The sequence below is a fragment of the Caballeronia terrestris genome (assembly GCF_001544515.1).
Classification (GTDB): Bacteria; Pseudomonadota; Gammaproteobacteria; order Burkholderiales; family Burkholderiaceae; genus Caballeronia; species Caballeronia terrestris.
In genome coordinates, this window is record NZ_FCOL02000008.1 from 190,893 (window position 1) to 208,680 (window position 17,788).

18 protein-coding genes and 1 pseudogene are annotated in these 17,788 nt (G+C 64.0%); 11 read left to right on the forward strand and 8 right to left on the reverse strand.

The window, feature by feature from the left end:
* Positions 1 to 63 precede the first annotated feature (63 nt).
* Complete coding sequence (locus AWB67_RS10120) at positions 64 to 609, forward strand: group III truncated hemoglobin (RefSeq protein WP_087656093.1); 546 nt, start codon at positions 64 to 66, stop codon at positions 607 to 609.
* 4 nt (positions 610 to 613) lie between these two features.
* On the opposite strand, the gene moaE is transcribed toward AWB67_RS10120, so the two are convergent.
* From moaE to AWB67_RS10135, 3 genes are read right to left on the reverse strand one after another with little or no spacing between them, the layout of a single operon-like run.
* A complete protein-coding gene (gene moaE, locus AWB67_RS10125; RefSeq protein ID WP_087656094.1) occupies positions 614 to 1,069 on the reverse strand; it encodes a molybdopterin synthase catalytic subunit MoaE in 456 nt (151 codons plus the stop codon).
* Position 1,070: 1 nt separating this feature from the next.
* Complete coding sequence (gene moaD / locus AWB67_RS10130) at positions 1,071 to 1,328, reverse strand: molybdopterin converting factor subunit 1 (protein ID WP_087656095.1); 258 nt, start codon at positions 1,326 to 1,328, stop codon at positions 1,071 to 1,073.
* A 14-nt stretch (positions 1,329 to 1,342) separates the two neighbouring features.
* Positions 1,343 to 2,572, reverse strand: coding sequence for a molybdopterin molybdotransferase MoeA (locus AWB67_RS10135; RefSeq protein ID WP_200822204.1), 1,230 nt, complete (start codon positions 2,570 to 2,572; stop codon positions 1,343 to 1,345).
* A gap of 389 nt (positions 2,573 to 2,961) precedes the next feature.
* On the opposite strand from AWB67_RS10135, the gene AWB67_RS10140 reads away from it, so the two are divergent.
* From AWB67_RS10140 to AWB67_RS10165, 6 genes are all read left to right on the forward strand, one after another.
* Complete coding sequence (locus AWB67_RS10140) at positions 2,962 to 3,507, forward strand: NUDIX hydrolase (protein WP_087642359.1); 546 nt, start codon at positions 2,962 to 2,964, stop codon at positions 3,505 to 3,507.
* Between the two features lie 11 nt (positions 3,508 to 3,518).
* Positions 3,519 to 4,250, forward strand: coding sequence for a leucyl/phenylalanyl-tRNA--protein transferase (gene aat, locus AWB67_RS10145; protein WP_087656097.1), 732 nt, complete (start codon positions 3,519 to 3,521; stop codon positions 4,248 to 4,250).
* A gap of 114 nt (positions 4,251 to 4,364) precedes the next feature.
* Positions 4,365 to 5,195: an arginyltransferase gene (locus AWB67_RS10150; protein ID WP_087656098.1), complete on the forward strand. Its 831-nt coding sequence runs from the start codon at positions 4,365 to 4,367 to the stop codon at positions 5,193 to 5,195.
* 142 nt (positions 5,196 to 5,337) lie between these two features.
* The gene (locus AWB67_RS10155; RefSeq protein WP_087656125.1) at positions 5,338 to 6,360 is read left to right on the forward strand and encodes a quinone-dependent dihydroorotate dehydrogenase; all 1,023 of its coding nucleotides are present in this window, start codon (positions 5,338 to 5,340) and stop codon (positions 6,358 to 6,360) included.
* A gap of 108 nt (positions 6,361 to 6,468) precedes the next feature.
* Positions 6,469 to 7,260, forward strand: a complete 792-nt coding sequence (locus tag AWB67_RS10160; RefSeq protein WP_087656099.1) for a cystine ABC transporter substrate-binding protein — start codon at positions 6,469 to 6,471, stop codon at positions 7,258 to 7,260.
* 131 nt (positions 7,261 to 7,391) lie between these two features.
* The gene (locus AWB67_RS10165) at positions 7,392 to 8,051 is read left to right on the forward strand and encodes an amino acid ABC transporter permease (protein WP_087656100.1); all 660 of its coding nucleotides are present in this window, start codon (positions 7,392 to 7,394) and stop codon (positions 8,049 to 8,051) included.
* An 84-nt stretch (positions 8,052 to 8,135) separates the two neighbouring features.
* Here AWB67_RS10165 and AWB67_RS10170 read toward each other — a convergent pair whose 3' ends face one another.
* The 5 genes from AWB67_RS10170 to AWB67_RS10190 all read right to left on the reverse strand — a co-directional run bounded on the left by AWB67_RS10170 (position 8,136) and on the right by AWB67_RS10190 (position 13,251).
* Positions 8,136 to 8,912, reverse strand: a complete 777-nt coding sequence (locus AWB67_RS10170) for a hypothetical protein (RefSeq protein ID WP_235025094.1) — start codon at positions 8,910 to 8,912, stop codon at positions 8,136 to 8,138.
* A gap of 103 nt (positions 8,913 to 9,015) precedes the next feature.
* Positions 9,016 to 9,999 (reverse strand): Gfo/Idh/MocA family protein, encoded by a 984-nt coding sequence (locus AWB67_RS10175; RefSeq protein ID WP_087656102.1) that lies wholly within the window; start codon positions 9,997 to 9,999, stop codon positions 9,016 to 9,018.
* 141 nt (positions 10,000 to 10,140) lie between these two features.
* Positions 10,141 to 10,887: a FadR/GntR family transcriptional regulator gene (locus AWB67_RS10180; RefSeq protein WP_087656103.1), complete on the reverse strand. Its 747-nt coding sequence runs from the start codon at positions 10,885 to 10,887 to the stop codon at positions 10,141 to 10,143.
* Between the two features lie 635 nt (positions 10,888 to 11,522).
* Positions 11,523 to 12,668, reverse strand: a complete 1,146-nt coding sequence (locus tag AWB67_RS10185; protein ID WP_087656104.1) for a glycosyltransferase — start codon at positions 12,666 to 12,668, stop codon at positions 11,523 to 11,525.
* Positions 12,669 to 12,723: 55 nt separating this feature from the next.
* The gene (locus AWB67_RS10190) at positions 12,724 to 13,251 is read right to left on the reverse strand and encodes a GNAT family N-acetyltransferase (RefSeq protein WP_087656105.1); all 528 of its coding nucleotides are present in this window, start codon (positions 13,249 to 13,251) and stop codon (positions 12,724 to 12,726) included.
* Between the two features lie 209 nt (positions 13,252 to 13,460).
* On the opposite strand from AWB67_RS10190, the gene AWB67_RS39485 reads away from it, so the two are divergent.
* The 4 genes and pseudogenes from AWB67_RS39485 to AWB67_RS10205 all read left to right on the forward strand — a co-directional run bounded on the left by AWB67_RS39485 (position 13,461) and on the right by AWB67_RS10205 (position 17,712).
* Complete coding sequence (locus AWB67_RS39485) at positions 13,461 to 13,646, forward strand: hypothetical protein (RefSeq protein ID WP_125477571.1); 186 nt, start codon at positions 13,461 to 13,463, stop codon at positions 13,644 to 13,646.
* Positions 13,643 to 14,674, forward strand: coding sequence for a DUF1839 family protein (locus tag AWB67_RS10195; protein WP_087656106.1), 1,032 nt, complete (start codon positions 13,643 to 13,645; stop codon positions 14,672 to 14,674). The genes AWB67_RS39485 and AWB67_RS10195 overlap by 4 nt, the downstream gene beginning before the upstream one ends.
* 851 nt (positions 14,675 to 15,525) lie before the next feature.
* A complete protein-coding gene (locus tag AWB67_RS10200) occupies positions 15,526 to 16,281 on the forward strand; it encodes a Crp/Fnr family transcriptional regulator (protein WP_087656107.1) in 756 nt (251 codons plus the stop codon).
* 29 nt (positions 16,282 to 16,310) lie between these two features.
* A pseudogene (locus AWB67_RS10205) lies at positions 16,311 to 17,712 on the forward strand (undecaprenyl-phosphate glucose phosphotransferase).
* Positions 17,713 to 17,788: the final 76 nt, after the last annotated feature.

Here is a 17,788-nt window from a genome sequence, read left to right on the forward strand (position 1 = left end):
CGTTACACGCCGTCAGCAAAACCGACGCGCGGCAGTCCGCCTCATAAACACAGTGGTCACATCATGAATCACAAAACCTTGCGCGAAAGCTCGACACCGCGTCACACCGAAGCGGACGAAGCCAACATCCGCACGCTTGTCGAGGCGTTCTATCGCCGCGTCGACGACGATCCGCTGCTCGGGCCGATCTTTACGCGCGAGTTGACGGGCCGCTGGGACGAGCATCTCGCCAAGATGACGACGTTCTGGTCGAGCCTCGTGCTGGGCTCGAAGCAATATCGAGGGAACGTGCAGGAGGCGCATCGGCCGCTCGGGGACATCGAGCCGCAGCACTTCGCGCGCTGGCTTTCGCTGTTTTTGAATACTGTCGAGGCGCGCTACGAGCCTGCGGCGGCCGTGCTCTTCATGGAGCCGGCGCTGCGTATCGCGCAAAGTCTGCAGTTGAGCAAATTCGGATGGGACTACAAGATTCCGGACGAGCAGATCGAGCTGCTCGCGGCGTTGAAACGCCTGCGCACCGGCAAGGACGAGCCCGAACTTCGTGCGCGGGCCGATGGTGAGCCCTTTCCGGCGAAATTCGTCGGCAAAGGGACGGAGCGGCCGGGATAACCGCTCAACCGTCCCAGCGTTTGAGCGCGGAATCGTCGGATTCGCGCGCATCGACCCAGCGCTCGCCCGCCTCGGTCTTTTCCTTTTTCCAGAACGGCGCCTGCGTCTTCAGATAATCCATCACGAACGCGCAGGATTCGAAAGCCTCCGCGCGATGCATCGCCGTGGTCGCGACCAGCACGATCTGGTCGAGCGGCTTCAACACTCCCATGCGGTGCACGATCAGCACGTCCGACCCCGGCCAGCGCTCGCGGGCCTGCCGCGCGATCGCTTCGAGCGACTTTTCCGTCATGCCCGGGTAGTGCTCGAGTTCCATCGTCTCGACGGCGCTGCCTTCGTTCAGATCGCGCACCGTCCCGACGAAGCACGCCACCGCGCCGACCTTCGGGTTCTGCGCGCGCAACGCGGCGACTTCGGTGCTCAAGTCGAAATCGGCTTCCTGGACTCGGACTGTCGTCATGTCAGCCGCCCGTGACCGGCGGGAAGAACGCGACTTCGCAGCCTTCCGTGATGCGCTGCGACGGGTCCGTCATCACGTGATTGCACGCCATGCGCAGCGACCGCCCCTCGGCGAGCGTCTCCGCCCACGCGCCGCCGCGCGTGCGCAGCCAGGCGCGCACGTCGCCGACGTTCACGATGCCGTCCGGCACCTCGACGCTTTCATTCGCCACGCCGAGCGCTTCACGCACGCTCGCGAAGAACCGCAATTCCACTTTCATGTCTTCCTCGTTCTTTAGCGCATCAGTTCCGAAAACGGAATGAAGCGCACGATTTCGCCCGCGACGATCGCGTGATTCGGCGGGTTGTCGATGAGGCCGTCGCCCCAGACGGTCGACGTCAGCACGGCCGAACTTTGATTTTCGAAGACGTCGAGTCCGCCCGCGTCGTTCACGCGCGCGCGCAGGAATTCGTTGCGGCGATCGCCTTTTTTCTGCGTGAAATCGGCGCGCATCGGAAAGACGCGTGGCGCGACTTCTTCGACGCCCGCCAGCCGCAGGACGAACGGCCGGACGAACAGCAGGAACGTGCAGAAACTCGACACCGGATTTCCGGGCAGGCCGATGAAGAAAGCCTCGCCATCGTTTTCGTTGCCGCGACGCACCGCGCCGAACGCGAGCGGCTTGCCGGGTTTCATCGCGATCTGCCACATCGAGATGCGCCCTTCGGCCTCGACGGCCGGTTTCACGTGATCCTCCTCGCCGACCGATACACCGCCGCACGTCAGGATCAGGTCGTGATCGCGGGCGGCCTGGCGTAGCGTGTCGCGGGTAGCGTCGAGCCGGTCGGGGACGATGCCGAGATCGGTCACTTCGCAGCCGAGCTGCGCGAGCAGCGCGCGCAACGTGAAGCGGTTCGAGTTGTAGATCGCGCCTTCGCGCAGCGGCTCGCCGGGCATCGTCAATTCGTCGCCGGTGAAAAAGACCGCGACGCGCGTTCTCTTCACCACGTCGAGCGCGGCGCACCCCACCGATGCCGCGAGTCCGAGCGCCTGCGGCGTCAGGCGCGTGCCGGCGGGAAGGATCACCGAGCCGCAGCGGATGTCGGCGCCTTGGGGCGTGATCCATTCGCCGGCCCTGGCCGGCTGCGCGAAGGCGACGCGGCCATCGTCGGTGGCGGTCGCCATTTCCTGCATGACGACGGCGTCGGCGCCCGGGGGCACGGTTGCGCCGGTGAAAACGCGCGCGGCCGTGCCCGCGGCGAGCGGCGCGGCGACGTGGCCGGCTGGGACGCGCTGCGAGACGCTCAAGGCGACGGGCTGGCCTTCCGACGCGCCCGCCAGATCGGCCGCGCGCACGGCGTAGCCGTCCATTGAACTGGTGTGCATGGGCGGGACGTCGAGCGGCGAGACGACATCGGTGGCAAGGACGCGGCCGAGGGCATCGAGCGTATCGATCGCTTCGACGCCCTCGACGCGCCGCGCGGCGGCAAGCAGGATCGCGAGCGCTTCGGCGGTGGCGAGCATTGGAGGGCGCGTGGCGGGGGTCGTGGACATGGAGGCAGTGCTTGGTGGTGATTCGAATATTGTAGCGAGAAGCGGTGAAACCGCGTCCGGCCGACGCACGGGGCTGGTGCGTTTCGTTGGCGGGCGGCGGCCGATGACTATGTGTCGCCGTACCAACTCCAGCGAATGTGTCAACCATGGTCCCGCACGGGCTATTTACGATTCGCTGGTCGCAAGATAGCTCGCAGTTTCAGCCCAAAACCCCGCGTGCGCGCAAATAAAACGCTTCGAACAAGGTCGTGAGCAGCGCAAGGAACGACTGCCTCGCCGCCCACCGAACCCCACACGCCGCCGCGAAAGGGAACCCCCTCCGGTGATACACTCCCACGACACTTTCCCTCTCCTTGTCTATGAAATTCTGTTCCGTCTGCGGCCACGAAGTCGGCCTGAGCATCCCGCCCGGCGACAACCGCGAACGATTCGTGTGCGGCAACTGCGGCACCGTCCACTATCAGAATCCGCGCAACGTCGTTGGCACGGTGCCGGTCTGGGACGACAAGGTGCTGCTCTGCCGCCGCGCGATCGAACCGCGCTACGGCTACTGGACGCTGCCCGCCGGTTTCATGGAGATGGACGAGACGACGAGCGAAGGCGCCGCCCGCGAAACGCTCGAGGAAGCCGGCGCGCGCGTCGAGATCCAGAGCCTCTTCACGCTGCTCAACGTCCCGCACGTACACCAGGTGCATCTGTTCTATCTCGCGCGCCTGCTCGACATCGACGTCGACGCCGGCGAGGAGAGCCTCGAAGTAAAGCTCTTCGACGAAAGCGAAATCCCGTGGGACGAAATCGCGTTCCCGACCGTCGGCCAGACGCTGCGCTTTTTCTTCGCCGACCGCGCCGCCGGCACCTACACGCTGCATACCGGCGACATCTTCCGCACCCTGCGCGACGGCTGACGGAGTCGCCCATGGTCCCGTGGCTCGCCTCCGACGATCCGTTTCCGCCCGTCGAGCGCGCGCTCGGCGCGACGAGCGGCGCGCCGGGCCTCCTCGCCGCAAGCGCCGACCTGCTGCCGTCGCGTCTCATCGACGCCTATCGGCGCGGCATCTTCCCGTGGTATTCAGACGGCCAGCCCGTGCTCTGGTGGAGCCCCGATCCGCGCATGGTCCTCGTTCCCGCTGAATTCAAGGTTTCCGATTCGTTTCGAAAGACGCTAAAGCGCGTGCTGCGCGATCAATCGTGGGAAGTGCGCGTCGACGACGACTTCGCCGCCGTCATGCGCGCGTGCGCGCAAACGCCGCGCGAAGGCCAGCGAGGGACGTGGATCACCGCCGATATCGTCGATGCGTACTCCACGCTGCATCGCGCGGGCGACGCGCACAGCATCGAAGCGTGGTTCGACGGCGAGCGCGTCGGCGGGTTGTATGGGGTGTCGTTCGGGAAGATGTTCTTCGGCGAATCGATGTTCGCGCACAAGAGCGACGCATCGAAAATCGCGCTGGCGGCGCTCGTCGGACACTTGCGCCACCATAAAATTGAGATGATAGACTGTCAGCAGAACACGTCGCATCTGGCGTCGCTGGGCGGCCGCGAGATTCCGCGCAAGGGTTTCGTTACGCACTTGCGCCGCGCTGTCGCTGAATCGCCGATCCCCTGGCACTTCGACAAATCCGTCCTCCTCGACGTGCTGGCGCGCTGAAAAACGCGTCATCCAGATAACCAGATCCGACGCATTGACTCGATGACCGCCGCGTGACGAACCTGTTCGCGCCACGTCCGGGACCGAGAGAAGACGCCTGCGAGAGCCGCCAACGTGACTCACCCCAACGAGCTGCCGCTGTCACCGCTTTCCGCGCTGCAATTCTATGCAACAGCGCCCTACCCTTGCAGTTATCTGGAAGGGCGCGTCGCACGCTCGCAAGTCGCTACGCCCAGTCATCTCATCAATTCCGACGTCTATACCGAGCTCGTGAAGGCCGGCTTCCGGCGCTCGGGCGTCTTTACGTATCGCCCGTATTGCGACGGCTGCCGCGCGTGCGTGCCGGTGCGCGTGCCGGTCGCGCGCTTCATGCCGAACCGTACCCAGCGGCGCGTGTGGAAACAGCACGGCGCACTGGTCGCGAGCGTGGCGCCGCTCCACTACGACGAGGAGCATTACGCGCTCTACATGCGCTACCAGTCGGCACGGCACGCAGGAGGCGGCATGGACCGCGACAGCCGCGACCAGTACGAGCAGTTCCTCCTGCAAAGCCGCATCAATTCGCGTCTCGTGGAATTCCGCGAACCGCCGCATCCGGGCCATCCGGACCAGCCCGGCGAATTGCGGATGATCAGCATGATCGACATCCTCGGCGACGGGCTTTCTTCGGTGTATACGTTCTTCGAACCTGGGCTGTCGCACACGAGCTTCGGCACTTACAACATCCTCTGGCAGATCGAGCAGGCGAAGAGCCTCGATTTGCCGCACGTCTACCTCGGCTACTGGATTCGCGAAAGCGACAAGATGGCGTACAAGGCGAATTTCCGTCCGCTCGAAGGACTCGTCGACGGCAACTGGTCGCTCCTCGATCCCTCGACGATGCATTCCGCCGGCACGCCGCCGATGCCCGGCAAGATGCCGCGCGGCGAGCACGAACCGCGCTGACGTTCGCGCTTCGGCCGCTTTCGACCGCTTTCCGCCAAAAGCACGCCTCGAAAATCGTCCGATTCCGATTCCCAAGGGCGCTTCGCCCAAAGCCGCTAAAATAGTGGGTCTCAATTTCTGGCCGTCGCCGGCTCATTCCCTCGTGTTCAGTTTTCTCTATCCGCTCGCGCGCGCCCGTCTCTTTCGCATGGACGCCGAAGACGCCCACCACCTGACATTGCGCATGCTCGGCGCCGCCGGTCGTACCGGACTCGCCGGCATGCTCGCGAAGCAGTTGCCCGATTCGCCGCGAACCGTCATGGGCCTGAGCTTTCGCAATCCGGTCGGGCTGGCGGCGGGTCTCGACAAGGACGGCGCGTGCATCGACGGCCTTGGGGCGCTGGGCTTCGGCTTCATCGAAGTGGGTACGGTCACGCCGCGCGCTCAACCGGGCAATCCGCGTCCGCGCATCTTCCGGCTACCGGAGGCGGAGGCGCTCATCAACCGGATGGGCTTCAACAACGGCGGCGTCGATGAGTTCGTCGCGAACGTGCAGGCCGCGCGCTATCGCGGGGTGCTCGGGCTCAACATCGGCAAGAACGCGGACACGCCGATCGAGCGCGCCGCCGACGATTACCTCTATTGCCTGGAACGCGTGTATCCGTTCGCGAGCTACGTGACGATCAACATTTCGTCGCCGAATACGAAGAACCTGCGGCAACTGCAAGGCGCGGGCGAGCTCGATGCGCTCCTCGGCGCGCTGAAGGACAAGCAGCAGCGCCTCTCCGACCTGCACGGCAAACTCGTGCCGCTCGCACTCAAAATCGCGCCCGATCTCGACGACGAGCAGATCAAGGAGATCGCGGGCACACTGTTGCGCCACCAGATCGACGGCGTGATTGCGACGAATACCACGCTCTCGCGTCCCGCCGTGACGGGCCTGCCGCACGGTGACGAAACCGGCGGCCTGTCGGGCAAGCCGGTTTTCGAGGCTTCGAACAATGTGATCCGCAAGCTGCGCGCGGAAGTCGGAACGGAGGTGCCGATCATCGGCGTCGGCGGGATATTTTCGGGCGCCGATGCCCGCGCGAAGCTCGCGGCGGGCGCCTCGCTCGTGCAGGTCTACACAGGGCTGATCTACAAAGGGCCGGCGCTCGTGACCGAATGCATCGAGGCGCTTACGTAATATAGAAATAGACAAACGATCTTTAGGTATCGATTGCATTTTGACTATGATCGCCGCATTTGCAGCGTTCGACGCCTTACAGAACCCAACCAAGAGGTCATCAACACAATGAAACTGTCACTGCTCAAGAAAGTGCTCGTCGCCGGCTTGATCGGAGCATCGTTGTCGGCGGTTGCGCACGCCGAGGATCTGCTCGACACGGTCAAGCAGCGCGGCACGCTGCGCGTCGGTCTCGAAGGCACCTTCCCGCCGTTCAACTCGAAGTCGCCGCAAGGTGAACTCGTCGGCTTCGACGTCGATATCGCGAAGGCCGTCGCCACCAAGCTCGGCGTGAAGCCGGAATTCGTCACGACGGAGTGGAGCGGCATCATCGCGGGCCTGCAGGCGGGCAAGTTCGACGTGATCGTGAATCAGGTCGGCATCACCGATGCGCGCAAGCAAACGCTCGATTTCTCGCCGGCGTACACGTACTCGAACGCGCAGCTGATCCAGCGCAAGGACGATTCGCGCGAGTTCAAGTCGCTCGAGGAGCTGAAGGGCAAGAAGCTCGGCGTCGGTCTCGGCACGAACTACATGGACATGGCGAAGGCCGTGCAGGGCATCGACGTGAAGACGTATCCGGGCGCGCCTGAATACCTGCGCGACCTGGCCGCCGGCCGGCTCGACGCGGCGTTGAACGACCGTCTGATGCTCGCCTACCTGATGAAGAACTCGCAGTTGCCGCTGCGCACGGGCGCGAACGTTGGCGCGGGCAATCCGTCGGGGATTCCGTTCAAGAAGGGCAATCCGAAGTTCCAGAAGGCCATCGACGACGCGATGACCCAGCTCGAAGCGGACGGCACGTTCAAGAAGATCTCGGAGAAATGGTTCGGGATCGACGTGACGAAGCCCGCCAAGTAAGCCCGTCGCGCTCAAGCGCGGGCGGCAGGGAGGGCGGCATCCGCTGGCGATGCCGCCCTTCTCTTTTTTGCGCCCGGTTTATGATGTGCGCTTTCTCGCGCGGCACCCTTCCAGGCTAACGTTACCCCTACATGTCCACGACATCCCTGCTCGTCCAATCCGCTCCGGTCCTCGTGCAAGGCGCCCTGCTGACGATCAAGTTCGCCGTCTACTCCATGTTCTTCGGCCTGATCGCGGCCGTCGTGCTGGCGCTGATGGGCATCAGCCGCAATCGCGCACTCAACCTGATCGGGCGCTGTTACGTGAGCGTTATGCGCGGCACGCCGCTTCTCGTGCAGATTTTCGTGATCTATTACGGGTTGCCGAGCCTCGGCATTTCGCTCGAACCGACGCCCGCGGGCGTGATCGCGTTGTCGGCGAACGTGGCGGCGTATCTGTCGGAGAGCATGCGCGGCGCGATTCTCGGCGTGCACAGCGGACAGTGGCTCGCGGCGTACAGCCTCGGTCTCTCGCGCACGCAGACGCTTCGTTACATCATCGCGCCGCAAGCGTTGAGGATCGCGGTGCCTAGCCTGTCGAACAGTCTGATCAGCTTGATCAAGGACACGTCGCTCGTGTCGGTGATCACCGTGACGGAGTTGCTGCGCAGCGCGCAGGAAGTCATCGCGGCGACGTATCAGCCGTTGCCGTTGTATCTCGCGGCGGCGTTCGTCTACTGGGTGTTGTGCAGCATTCTCGAATTCGTCCAGCGGAGATTCGAGCGCAGACTCGCGCTGCCCGGGCGGCATTGAACGATCGTCGCGCCCTTTGCCCGTTAAAAAGCCGCTCGACGAATTCGTCGAGCGGCTTTTTTGCTTCAGGACGCTGCAAACGCCTTAACGCGTCGCCGTCAGCGAAAACGCGCTGGAACGCTGCGGCGTCACGCCGACGAAGGTCAGTTGCCCGTTGATCACCGTCGCCTCGATCGGCATCGCCACGTTGATGCCCGCCGAACACGCGCCGCTCGTGAAGAGGAGCGAGCCGTCGAGCACGTGCTTGCCCGTCGCGCGCGGCTTGACAGTGCCGGTGAATGTGCAGGCGCCCTGCGAGCCGGTCAGCGTGCCATCGGCGGCGAACGTGACGGACGCCGACGTCGTGACGGTCGCCGGGTTGGTCCAGTTGCCGAGCACGTCGGCGACGGTGAGCGGCGTGTCGTAGACCGTGTTGTAGTTACCGTTAAAGATGAGCGGCTCGGTGATCGGCGTCGTGTTGATGTTGGTCGTCGCGCTGAGCGACGTCTTCGCGATGAAGCTGCCGTTCATCACGCCCGCCATCAGCGATCCGGTGTTCGACAGCGCGACGGTCGCCGGATCGTTGAACGCGCCGTCCTTCGCCGTGATGATGCCCTCGGTCATCCATACGAAGTTGCCGCTCGACGTGTAGACGCTGAAGTACTGCCCGTTTTCGAGGACGAGCGTCTGGGCGGCGAGACCTGTCGTCGTCGCGCCGTTCCAGATGCCTTCGGGCAGCGTATTCGTCGATTTCGGCACGCAGTTCTTTTCGAGCGCGGCGCCGCCCGTGCAAACCTGGTCATCGGAACCGCTCCCGCCGCACGCGGCGAGGACGGGCAGGACCAACAGCATGAGTTTCGACAGGATTTTCATAGGAGACATGGATTCGACGTTGGCTTCGCGAGCTTTCAGATTGTGGAGCGCCGCCGTTCTTCAACTAACGCGGCGCCGGTACGCGGAGTTAACGGCGAAGGGTGCGCGAACTTTAATCGGTCTCGAAAGGAAAGCGCAGGCCGAGGTCGCGGCGGGCGGCATCGGTGATCGCGATCATGCGCATCGAGGTCGCGTGCGGCATCACGGGGCTTTCGATCGCGCCTGTGCGCAACAGCTCGCAGAAGTGCGCGGTCTCGTAGTTGAGCCCGCCGCCTTCGAAGGGCGCGTTCAGTTCGACCTTGCGGCCGTCGATATAGGTGACGGTCGCGCGCGCCGGATTCCACCAGTTCTCGTGGATGGTCACCGTGCCGCCGGTGCCGGCGATCAGCGCGTCGCCGCGGCCTTGCAGGTCGAGCCCGCAGAAAAGCTGCGAGATGCCGCGCTCGTGGCGCACGTTCAGGCTCGCGAACGTATCGACGCCGGTCGCGCCGATTCGTCCGATCGTCTGCACGTCGAGCGCTTCGCCGAGCCAGTCGACCGCGAGAAACGCCTCGTAGATGCCGATGTCGAGCAGCGCGCCGCCACCGATGTCCTTCGAGAACGACGGGTGCGTATCGGGCACGTTCGCTATCGAGCAGCCCGCGCGCACGAGCCCGATCTCGCCGATCGGGTCAGCGGCGAGATGCGCGCGCAACTGCGCGTAGAGCGGATAGAACGGCGGCTTCATCGCTTCCATGAAGAGCAGCTTCGCGGCGCGCGCGGCGTCGATCATCTGCTGCAAGGTGCGCGCATTCACGGCCGCGGGCTTTTCGCACAAGACAGGCTTGCCGGCGGCGAACGCTCGCAGCGCGTATTCGGGATGGCTGTCCTGATGCGTCGCGATGTAGAGCGCATCGACTTCGCCGATGAGGGCGTCGAGGGAATCGAAGGCGCGTGCGCCGAACGACGTGGCCAGCGTCTCGGCGCTTTCAATGCGCCGCGACCACACGCCCGCCAGCACGGCGCCCGGCACGTGGGCGAGGCCATCGGCGAAACGCCGCGCAATGCGTCCCGCGCCGACGATGCCCCAGCGAATCGTGGTGGTGGTGTTGCTCATCTGCTGGCTCTCCGGGTCGGTTGGATAGGTCGCGGCATTGTGCCTGAAGCGGCGGCGCATCCTTGCAAGACACGGGCAAGCACGAAACAAAAAACCGGGGCAAGCCCCGGTTCGTCCAAACGACACCCGTCCTTCCGTGCCTCAAATCCCCGCAGCCTCTCCGACCACCGGCGGATTTTCGCCGCTTCGTTCCAGCGAAAACGCGCGCCCCACTTCTTCAGCGGCCAGGTCGATCAGCGCGCGCGTTGCGCGTTCTGCGCCCGAAGCGTCCTTCGCCTCGATCGCCTCGACCACCTTGCGCTGCGCCGCGAGCGTGGCCTCGCGCACGGCCTCGATGCCGTCGACGATCGGATTCACCGTCACCAGCGCACCGCGCACGATCGCGGTCATCTGGCGGAAAAACTGGTTGCCGCTCGCCGCGACGATGCGCGTGTGCAGCGCCTCGTCGGCCGCCTGGTACTCCGGCTCGCCGACGGTCAGGCGGGCGAGCGCATCGAACGCATCGCGGATGCCGGCCACTTCGTCCGGCATCGCGCGCGCGGCGGCGAGCGCGGCGGCGCGCGGCTCGATCAGCATGCGGAATTCGATTACATCGCGAAGAAACATCTGATCGGGCTTGGCACGAAAGCGCCAGCTCACGACGTCCTCGTCGATCAGCCGCCAGTCGCTCATCGGACGAATGCGCGTGCCGGTCTTCGGCCGCACGTCAAGCATGTGGCGGGCCAGCAGCATGCTGAGCGCCTCGCGCATGACGGTGCGGCTCACGTCGAATTCCTTGGACAAAACGTCCTGTGGCGGCAGTATCGCGCCATATCTTTGCTCGACGATGCCGGAGACGAGTCCGTCCATCACCTTCGCCACCAGCGATCGCTCTTTGTTTTCATCCATCACGCTTCTCCCCTTGCGCCTGACCGTAGCTGTATGCCTCTCGCGCATCGCTTCGCGCTTCCTCATTTGCGAAGGGCACGGCGACCCGAACGGGCATTCACCGTGCTAGATACGTTGCGTCTTCGCTGCATCGAAATCCAGTTGGGAAAGTCCTGACAGGGTATTCCCTCTCGATTTCGCGCCAACAGCGGTCGTCCGCACATATCGCGACGCGCTCTTTGTGTATCGACTGCCCTTTTTCATCCAGCGACCTGCGTTTCGGCGCGGCTATGCATTACGGAATCGCGCCTGCCATGCTTTGTCGGACGAATGACGGCGTTTCATCCGCACACGCGCCGCCGTTCGTCAGTGAACCTGAAGAACGACGGCGTGAGTTTTTCCGCTTTCGCGGCGACCAGTCGATTATTTCGGAAATCGAACCGGTCCTGAATGTCATATATCCATTTGAACAAGCATATTGCAGCCGTTCTGTGCGGGTCCGAACGTTGCCGGGTGCTGAAGTCGGTATTGTCTGCGCACCTCGCCCGGGCCCGCGCGTACATGGTTCAGCAGTGCAACATCGGGAACTGCTATCGGGAAGATCGCCGTGAAAGCGGCCGATGCGGCGCGCGAGGCGGTAAATATGCCGAACGGCGTCACAGCGCGCCGTCGGGAGCGCGGCGCGTGCCGCGCGCTTCCTGCCTGCGCTCCATCGATGCGCGTTCCGAAAGCGCGCGCTGATAGACCGCCATATACTCGCGCGCGACGCGTTCCACCGAAAAAGCCTCGAGGTTGCACTTCGCGCGCGCCGCGAGTTGCACGCGCGCGTGCGTGTCCATCAGGAGCCTGCGCAACTTCATCGCAAGCTGGTCCGGCTCACCCGGCGGGACGAGCACGCCGGCCGAGCCGCCGTCGAGTATTTCGGGGATGCCGCCCACCCGCGTCCCGACGATCGCGCAGCCCGCCTCCCGCGCTTCGCTCAACACGAGCGGACACGGATCGACGTGCGACGCGAGCGCGAAGACATCGGCCTCTGCGAGATACGGGCGCGGGTCCGCGACGAAGCCTAGGAAATGCACGACGTCCGCGATGCCGAGTTGCGCTGCGAGTTCTTCCATCGAATAGCGGTCGGGGCCGCCGCCGGCGAGGTACAGATGCGGCTGCGGCAGGAATTCGCGTTCCTCGAGCGCCTCTTCGTGCACTTGCGCAAACGCTTGCAGCAGGTCCGCGATTCCCTTGCGCCGATACATCCCGGCGACGCTCAGCACGTTCGGGTGCTTCAGCCGCACCGGTTTCGCGGGCGGCCGGCAGATGAGACGCGGCGCATCGACAGCGCCGTTGCGCACGACCGAGAGCCGCTCGCGCAGCATGCCGCCTTCGATCAGGCTCTCCGCTACCGATTCGCTCACCGCGACCATGTGATCGCCGCAGCGTACGAGCGACGGGCTCTTCTGGAACTCCTGATGCACTGTCGTGACGAGCGCAAAGCGCCGCCGCATGCCGGCAAAACGCGAGACGAGCGCGCCGGTCATCATGTGCGCGTGGACGATGTCGGGATCGAAACGGTCGATGAGACGATTGAAGCCTGCGACCATCGACGGCACGCGCCACGGTTGCCGCGACTGCTGCAGAAGAACGTGATTGATGCCGTGACGCCGCAAGAGCGGCTCGAAGCCGCCGCCCGATGACGCCACGACCACGTCGTGCCCCAAACGTGCCTGTACGCAGGCCAGGTCGACCATCATGTTGACGGTGCCGTTGCCGATGGTCTGCGCATGATTGGCGAGGTGGACGATTTTCATGTGTGGCCGGACGGAACGGCACGAAGCGTCAAGAATCCTCGTCGCTTCGCACCGGTCAAAAAAGTTCGAAGGTGTCCCGATAAGCCGCGGCCTGCGCTTTCATCAGGCTCGCGGTATCGCGCAACAGGCGGCTCTTTCTCGTCAGACCGATGTACGGCATGCCGTGTTCGAGGAACGGCCCTTCGGTCTTGCGGAAACCGAACGCCTCGTAGAAACCCCGCAGGCTCACAGGCGCCGAGAGCCTTACACCGCGCCCCGGCCAGCGTTCCGCGGCCACCGCCAGCACGCGCTCGATCAGCGCTTCGGCGGTGCCGTCGCCGCGCCGCAGCGGGCTCGTCAGGATCTTGTCGACGACCACTTCGGGATCCTCGGCATCGCCTTCGTGGATGCGTGCGTAGGCCAGCACCGGCATCGGCCGCGTGATGTCGTCGGTTGCGAAGACGTGGATGCCGGTTTCGTCGCGGCCATCGGCATCGAGATGCACGTGCGATTGTTCGACGACGAACACGGCACTGCGCGCACGCAAAATCAGATACAGCTCGCGCGTCGACAATTGTTCGAAGTCCAGCGTTTTCCAGTTCATCAAGGTCTCCATGCTGCCGGCGACAAGCCCGCTTTGCGACGATGACACGGTACGTCCGTAACTCCCGCCTTTCAGTGCGCCATCGCACCGACGCCTGCCTCTGCGGATTCGTTAAATAAGCCTTACCGCACATGGCTTCGCGGGATTCCGTCCGAAGTGTGGTTCGTCCGACGTAACGATCATCGATCGATGGTGCATCGTGCATCCGTATGACGAACATCCTTAAACGAAGCGCCATTCGCCCAGCATCCGCCATGCGCGAATTGCCTCGCGCAACGCTCACCCTTTATGGGAAAATCCGCATGATCACCGCCACCGATGCAGGCATCGCGCACATGACGCGCGGTCGCTACGACATCGACCACACGTCGGTTCGCCTCGAGGTCACCGCATGAGCGCGTTCCATGTCACGGGCGTCGACTCCGGTGCGAGCCGCTCGCGCGTGATCAGTCTCGATCCGTTGCAGATGCGCGCGCGCCGTCATCACGCGCATGCGCTGCATCGCGGCGAGCGCATCTGGCACGACACCGACAGCCAAGCCGATTTGTGGATCGAACTGCTGCACGGCTACGGCTTCGAGCCGCGCGCGATGCTCGCCTTCGCGGTCACGCAGGATTTCGAGGACGATCAGTTCACGCTCCCGCGCCCCCCGCTTGACGACATCGAAAAGCTCTACGGCCTGCAGGTGCAGGAACTGTCGATCCTCGATTCGCTCGAAGAACGCGCGCTCACGCAGACACGCCGCGCCAATACGGTGCTGATCGAAGTGGACGCGTTCTGGCTGCCCGACACGCGCTCGATCTCGTATCGCCGCGCGCACGCGAAGACGACGATCGGCATCGACGTGATCGAGCCGGACGCGCGGCGCCTCGGCTACTTTCACAACACGGGCTATCACCTGCTCGACGGCGACGACTACGATCACGTACTGCATACCGCTCTCGAGACCAACGGCGCGGCGGAGATCTTTCCGCACGTCGAGTTCGTGAAGCGCGCGCGGCCGTCGCTGACGGGCACAGCCCTCGCCGAGATTGCCGCGGACATTCTCTGCGCCCATCTTCTCCGGCGTCCGGAGCACAACCCGGTGACGCGCTGGCGCGCGGCGTTCGCTGGCCACGTCGAGACGATGCTCGAACGCGGCGAAGCGTACGCGGGTCATTACGCGTTCAACGTAATGCGACAGCTTGGTTCGAACTTCGAATTCCTCGGACAATACCTGCGCTGGATGCGCAAGCAAGGGTTCGACATTCCGACAGCCGCGCCGGTCGCCGCGCAAAAGATCGCCAGCGAATCGATGGTGCTGCAATGTCGCCTCGCACGTTCGCTGTCGCGCGGACGGCGCGATCACTGCGAGGCATCCTTCGACGTGCTCGAAGACGCTTACGAACGCGTCGTACCCGCGCTCGCGGCTATCGTCTGCTGAATAGGCTCTTGAAGCATCGGCACGCTTTGCGTACGACGAAAACGCGCGGGCATGTCGGCAAGTGAAACATTTCCGTGCACGCCCTTCGAGAAGGAAGAGTTCGATCGCGCGGGCGGCGGTGCACCGGGCAAACGTTTTGTGATCGTGGCGGTTCGGTCGTCACGGCCACGAAGCCGCATCTGCGCGCCCGCCCTTGTCCCATCAAGGCGCGAAGGCGTTGCCGGGATCGCTCGATCGACGCGCGCCGCGCTACGCATGCGTCCCACGCAACGTTTCCCGCAGACCTCGCACTAGACGAAAACTGTCCGCTCGAAAGCTCGTGAGCCGAGTGTTTCAGCGGCCCGGCCGTTACGCAGACGATTCATCCCTCGTTCGCTTCGTTAATGCGCGAAGTTCATGGAACACGGATGAATCATTTTTCTAAGTCCCTACAAATGGGGATGGGGCCAAAGAGGGACGCGCCCCGGTGTGGCTTGTCGGACGGGGGGACAAAAACTGGAAAGCGCGTCCGGGAGGCTTTTCACATACGAAAGGGGGGATGCCGCCGATCGATTCCTAAGACCACCGATGTTCATAACTGAAACAAAAACGCTTGGTCGCGCTGCCGCACACAAGGCCCGTTTCAGGTGAGCCCATGATGGCATTGCTATTGCACCGATTGGCACGGTCCTCGCTAAATGAACCTCGCAGCCAGGTACGACGCACAGAGCCTCTACTGACAAGCGACGTCGGGCTGCTACGGGGCTGGCGATGACTGTTTCGGACCGGGGTAAGCAAGAGAAGTCCTCGAGACCTTCACCGCCAGAAAAAAATAGTGAAGCGCACTGCGCGAAGTTACGAGAGAAAAAATCATGCTGACCCTCCAGTCCGACCTACATGGAAATCATCTGTTGGGCGCGCTTCCGGCGCACGAATGGCAAGCCCTCACGCCGCATCTCGAACTCGTGCAACTTCGTACCGAACAACTGCTGTGTGATTCGGGTCAGCGCATCCACCACGTTTACTTCCCCACCACCGCGATCATCTCGCTCCTCCACACGATGGAAGACGGCGGTTCCGTCGAAATCGCCGCGGTCGGCCGCGAAGGCATGACGGGCGTGCCGGTCCTGACCGGCGGCGAAACGATGCCGACGCGCGTGCAGGTCCAGTGCCCCGGCTTCGCCTACCGCATGAGCGCCCAGGCACTGCGCGAGCAGTTCGGCCGCTCCGACTTCCTGCGCCGCCTGATGCTGCTCTACATGCAAGCGCTCCTCACGCAAGTCGCGCAGACGGCCGCCTGCAATCGCCATCACTCGCTCAACAAGCAGCTTTGCCGTTGGCTGCTGATCGAGATCGACCGCACGGCATCGAACGAATTGCAGGTGACGCAGCAACTCATCGCCGACATGCTCGGCGTGCGCCGCGAAGGCGTGACCGAAGCGGCCGGCAAGCTGCACGACGCGGGCCTCATCCATCACAGCCGCGGCTGCATCAAGGTCGTGGACCGTGCGGGGCTCGAAGCGCGCGCCTGCGAATGCTACGGTCTGGTCAAGCGCGAATTCGATCGCCTGCTGCCGCGCCTGCGCGCCACCGAAACCACGCATCCCGCGACGAGCGAAGAACATTAAGCAGGACGCGGCCAGCGCGGAGCGAGACCATGACGTTCGACCGGACGCTTCGCTCGCTCGATGTCGCGTTCATCGTCTCGGGCGGGTTGATCGCCCATTCGATGCGCTTCTCGCCGTCGACGGATTTCAGCGACACCGAAATCCTCCTGATTCGCGTTCAACTGCGTACTCGCGCCGCTGCTCTTCCCGACCTTCGGCGTGTACGAAGCCTGGCGCGGCAAGGCGCTTGCCGCGATGCTCGCCCGCGTCACGCTCGCGTGGATGGCGGTCGTCGCGACGGGGCTCTTGCTCGCCTTCACGCTGCATCGGATGGATGCCGTCTCGCGCCTCTGGTTCGCCTGCTCGACGCTCATTTCGGGCGCGCTGATCGTCGTGTCCAAGTGCCTCATGCACGTCGCATTGCGCGTGATGCGAAGCCGCGGCTTCAATCAGCGGACGATCGCGATCGTCGGCGCACAGGGCTTCGCGCGCACGCTGCTTGCGCATCTGAGCCGCACGCCGGGGCAAGGCTTCACGCCCGTATGCCTGCTCGATACGAGCGGCGACGAAGCGCTCCACGCGAGCGGCATCGGCCATGCACGCGCCGGACGCCTGCCCGTGCTGAACGACTTCGATGAATTCGTCGTGAAGGTGCGCGCCGAAGGCATCAACGAAGTGTGGCTCGCGCTGCCGCTGTCGGAGGAGCACACGATATTTCGCTTCGTCCACGCGCTGCGCCACGATTTCGTCGACCTGCGCCTGATTCCCGACACGCGCAGCATGTCGCTCTTCAATCATTCGATGACCGCCGTCGCCGGCCTGCCGTCGATCAACCTCACGACCTCGCCGGTCAACGCGCTGCAGATGTGGCCGAAGATGCTGTTCGACCGCTGTTTCGCGACGGCCGCCTTGATCGCGCTCGCGCCACTGCTGGTTGCGATCGCAATCGCGATCAAGACGACGTCGAAGGGGCCTGTACTATTCACGCAGCGGCGCAAAGGCGCCGACGGACGGCCGTTTCGCATCTACAAATTCCGCTCGATGGCGATGCACGCGGAGCATGCCGGCCAGATCACGCAGGCAGCGCGCAACGATCCACGCGTGACGAAGGTCGGCGCATTCCTGCGACGCACGAGCCTCGATGAACTGCCGCAATTTCTGAACGTATTGTTCGGCGATATGTCGGTGGTGGGTCCGCGCCCGCATGCGATCGAACACGACGATCTGTACAAGGATCTCGTCTACGGCTACATGTTCCGGTATCGGATCAAGCCGGGCATCACCGGCTGGGCGCAGGTGAATGGCTATCGCGGGGCGACGACGAAGGTCGAGAAGATGGAAAGCCGAGTGAAGTTCGACCTTTTCTATATTCACAACTGGTCGTTCTGGTTCGACATCAAGATCGTTGCAATCACGATTTTCAAGGGTTTCATCAACCGCAACGCGTATTGAGTCGGACCTGCAAAATTGGGTTTTGTTCGTGGACGCCTCGGGGCGTTCATCAGGTGGCCTTGTACTTTTCGAACTC